This is a genomic window from uncultured Paraglaciecola sp. (assembly GCF_913058035.1).
Taxonomy (GTDB): Bacteria; Pseudomonadota; Gammaproteobacteria; order Enterobacterales; family Alteromonadaceae; genus Paraglaciecola.
In genome coordinates this window covers 1-4,471 of sequence record NZ_CAJXPA010000262.1, presented here as the reverse complement: position 1 = coordinate 4,471, position 4,471 = coordinate 1, and the positions used below count along the sequence as shown (strand labels likewise).

Below are 4,471 nucleotides of genomic sequence, written 5' to 3'. Positions count from 1 at the left end.
GAACAAGCTACTGAAAAAAAGGAAGTATTGGAATTCTTTTCATTTTGGTGCCCGCACTGTTTTAAGTCTGAACCTTTAGTCACAGATATTAAAAGTAAACTTGCTGACGATGTTGAATTCAAAAAAGTGCACGTTAACTTTATGGGCTTTACCAGTGCAGCTATCCAAAACGAGGCAACTAAAGCGATGATGGTAGCCAGAGAATTAAAAAAAGGCGATGAACTTAATCAAGCAATATTTAGGTATATACACATATCTCGTTCATTAATAACAGGCGTTAAAGATTTAAAGAATATCTTTGTAGTCAATGGTGTTGAACCTGAAGAGTTTGACAAAATGATATCCAGTTTCGGTGTCAACAGTCAGCTACAGATGAACAATAAAACAATCGAAACTTATCGTAAATATGTCACGAGTGTTCCAAATTTCATCGTTAACGGTAAATATCAGGCTACTTTTACGCGTGATATGAACCAGGATGAAATGGTTGATCTGATAATATTTTTATCCAATAAGAAATAGATTTTCAGGCTTCGTTAAGCTTGATAGTATTATCCTAAGGTCTTAGCCAGTTATTAATTAACTGGCTTTTTCATATTTATGTTCTAAAACCATCAATAACCACAAGAGAATTTGTTATGCGCAAGTCATTTTTAATCGTATTTTTACTTTTAACTTCATTTCATACCTTGGCACAATCAAAGTGGCAAGAAAACATACATTATAAAGTGATTGCCGAACAAGCAAGCGCTAAACCTAAAGTACAAGAAGTGTTTTCTTTCTGGTGTCCTGCATGTAATGCATTTGAAACTATAGTCCCGCAGATTAAGCGCGCCTTACCCTCAAATGTACCCTTTGAAAAAGTGCATGTTAATTTTAATGGTAGCACCTCTAAAGACACTCAAAATAATGCAACAGCAGTGATGTTGTCAGCTGAAGCATTAAAAACTGATTTAGCATTCAAAAAGGCTTTATTCGCTACCATTCATCAAAAAAGAACAAGGATCACCAACAAAGCTGATATTTTGGCCGTTTATGCCAGCACAGGGGCAGATGTAGCTAAATTAGAGAAAATGATGACTAGTTTTGGTATTCGTAGTCAAGTTGCCAAAAACGACAAAATTGCGCAGACCGTCAGAAGTGTACCTACCGTAATTATCAACGAAAAATATCAAGCTATATTTACTCGCGATATGACTCCAGAGCAGTCTGTTGAACTCATCAGCTGGTTAGTTAAGCAAAAATAACGACAACTTTTAGCTAGCAGCTAGCTGCTAGCTAAAAGACGAAAGCGGTTCACCACACACAAGGATATTTTCTCACCTCCTTGCGTGTCATACGTTGCTAAGTGACTGTTATTCACCTTTTACTTTTGGTTCAAATCCTTTTGGTTCAAAATCTTTTTGCTCTTGTCTTTACAGCCACGCCTTTTTAGATACGATATGAGCTTATGTTGTTAAGACAAGGACTCAAGTCATAAGTTATTTGAAAAATAAATAACGCTTCTATGGCTGCTATAAGCCATCAGCTCACAGCCTACGATTACTTTTCTAAAATAATCCCATTTGTTGGCTGGTCATGTCTTCAAAAGATAAACCTATAAATGGCAAAATTCCCTCGGCGATGGGTTTGATTTGTTTATCAACATAGTGTTCATAATCTATTTGACTGGTTGTGTACTCTATTGGCTCAGGACCATTAATGGTGATCACATAAGATATCCAACTTTTATGCTGGTACCTGAGTGTTTTGCCTGATATTTTATTTTGCTGATCGGCCAGCCTTGCTGCTTTGACATGCGGTGGTACGTTTTTGACATAAAGATCTAATTTGCGCCGAATACGTTTATGATAAACCAGCTGTTCGTCGTACTTACCTGTGCGTGTATCTTCTATGATCTGTAGTAAATAATCATGAACCTTTTGTCCCGAAAAAACCATTTTATATAAAGTAAGTTGAAAATTTTTGGCCAGTTGTGTCCAATCTGAACGCACAGTTTCCAAACCTTTGAATACCAGCTCATCACCATGTCTTGTTGTTTTTAATCCTGCATAACGTTTTTTACTGCCTAATTCTGAGCCTCGAATAGTTGGCATTAAAAACTGACTATAATGTGTTTCAAATTCGATTTCTAAATCGCAATCAAGTTGATGGTTTTGTTGAATGTTCTGTTGCCATTTTAGATTAATTTCGATGGCAAGAGATTGACCAATTTGAGTAGCTTGTTGATTTGAATACTCGCCGTCTAACCACACAAATGTTGAGTCAGTGTCACCATAAATAACTTGATAACCAGCTTGTTCGATCCACTTAGCCGTAGTGAGCATAATGTCATGCCCACGCAAAGTAATTGAGCTAGCTAAACGAGTATCGTAAAACGGACACCCCCCTGATCCTAACACTCCATAAAACGAGTTCATCAGAATTTTTATCGCCTGACTCCGAGCCGCATCTCGGTTTTTCTTAGCCTCGTCGCGCTGCTGCCAGAGTGATGTAATAATGTCTGGCAAAAAATGTTTATCACGACTAAATTTAGCTCCACGATAACCATCAATAGCCTGTTCTGGGGATAATAATCCCTCCACCAACCCGAGTGGGTCAATTTTGAAAGTACGCATAATGGATGGATATAGACTCTTAAAATCGAGTACCAATACATGCTTATATAAGCCCGGTTTAGAACTCATCACATAACCACCAGGACTTGCTAAACCTCCATCCTTTGGGCGATTAGGGGCTATGTAGCCGGCTCGATGAAGTTTAGGTAAATACAAATTGATAAAAGCAGCCACCGAGCCGCCCATTCGATCTAACTCAAGCCCAGTTAGCTGGCTACGTAACGTTAAAAAGTCCATCACTTTTGTATGTTTAAACACGTCTAAAACTAATTGACAATCTTGCAGATTATATTCGGCTAGTTTGACCTTATTGTGTTTGAAATCGTATTCAATCTGGGTAAGTCGTTCATCTACATCTCCTGTTTTTTTACCTTTTCCTAATAGAGTTTGCGCAACATTTTCTAAGCTGAAATTATCAAACTGATAGGCGGCCGTTTTGAGTGCATCAATACCATCAACGACCACCCTACCTGGCATAGAAACAAAACCAAGATTAACTTCATTTCTAGCATCTCGCCACAATATAGGTTGATTATCCCGCCCCAAAGATAATTCAACATTGTGCAATGCAGCACGTTTTATCAATAAACGAAAATCAAAATTAACCACGTTCCATCCAATAATAATGTCTGGGTCGATTTGGCTTACCTGAATGACAAACTGCTGTAACAAGGCTTTTTCATTATCTAACCAATGGATCCAATCATCAGATAATTGTGGCATTCCTATCATTAATACACACTTATAGGTATCGCTGACTAAGCCGATAGAAAATAACTCACCTCGTTCACTACATTCAATATCAATAGATAACAGAGCAAAATTCGGTACAAATTGGCTAGGCTTACATTGAAGAGCAGTCACTACATTAGAAGTTTGAGACAGCTTTACACCAGAAAAAGTGGCACTGCCATAAACAAAACGTTCCATTAAATAACGCTCAGTTAAACGTATATCATCTTCGAAACAATCAATGTTGTGCTGCCTTAAAAGTATTTTTGCTTTATATAGTGAGTTGTTCTTATCAAAGTAAACTCCGCCTACTGCTTGATGATCAAACGTTTTTAAAGCTAAAGGTTTGTAACTATTCTCAATCGCATTTTTTTTAAGCAGCGTCGTTGCTTGTGCTTGATCTTTTTGCTTAATAAAAAAAAGACCTTGTTGCGCTGGCGAGACACCCTTTACTACGCTATTTTCAGTGACGAACCAGCACTCAACATAGGTTTTTCCTTGTCGTTCTGTGTGGCGAGCAGTAAGTATAAATCCCTCTAAAGAGACTTGCATAAATAGTAGTTCTGTAAATTAATATGACGGCAAGGTAAGGGTAATTGAGACAGATAGCAAGTTAGAATAGGCTTCTTTAAAATAGATATTCAGGAGTATCATACACCTAAGCCTGAAGCTTAAAATAGAATTTAACAATAAAGCACGGGATACATTTCTCACTAATTTTACGAATTAAATCATCCTAACTAAGATAATTTAAACGAGCTATTTCTGTGTGTTAGCTTCATCAAATTAAGTGCTTGTTTAGAAATTTATTGTCTTAACTTTTTCACAGACAAATTAAAACCTAGAAATTTACATCATTGGATGGTTCTGATCGATTTAGACGATGGCTTATTCGACAAAAAGCTACCACTAAAACTCATCAAAAAACAACCTCAAAAAAGCCCTTCTAAAGGTAAGAAAAAAATTAAAACAACGCTTCAATCAAAGCGGCTCAAATTCTGTTGATAAGTGCAGCAGGGCGAATAAGACATTTACCACCACAAGATACATCGGTGTAATAATCTTTAAGTTTGAAATTATAATCCGATTGAACGGGTTTCATTTTTTACATAGTTCATCTT

The 4,471-nt window shown here is 36.8% G+C and carries 3 protein-coding genes; 2 read left to right on the top strand and 1 reads right to left on the bottom strand.

The window, feature by feature from the left end; translation table 11 throughout:
- Both QZ562_RS19825 and QZ562_RS19820 read left to right on the top strand, forming a co-directional pair.
- The coding region (locus QZ562_RS19825) for a thiol:disulfide interchange protein DsbA/DsbL (protein WP_293764150.1) at positions 1-522 on the top strand (522 nt) is incomplete at its 5' end.
- A gap of 116 nt (positions 523-638) precedes the next feature.
- Complete coding sequence (locus tag QZ562_RS19820) at positions 639-1,247, top strand: thiol:disulfide interchange protein DsbA/DsbL (protein WP_293764147.1); 609 nt, start codon at positions 639-641, stop codon at positions 1,245-1,247.
- Between the two features lie 303 nt (positions 1,248-1,550).
- Here the strand turns inward: QZ562_RS19820 and QZ562_RS19815 are convergent, their stop codons facing one another.
- On the bottom strand, positions 1,551-3,902 hold the full coding sequence (locus QZ562_RS19815) for a DNA polymerase II (RefSeq protein WP_293764143.1): 2,352 nt from the start codon (positions 3,900-3,902) through the stop codon (positions 1,551-1,553).
- Positions 3,903-4,471: the final 569 nt, after the last annotated feature.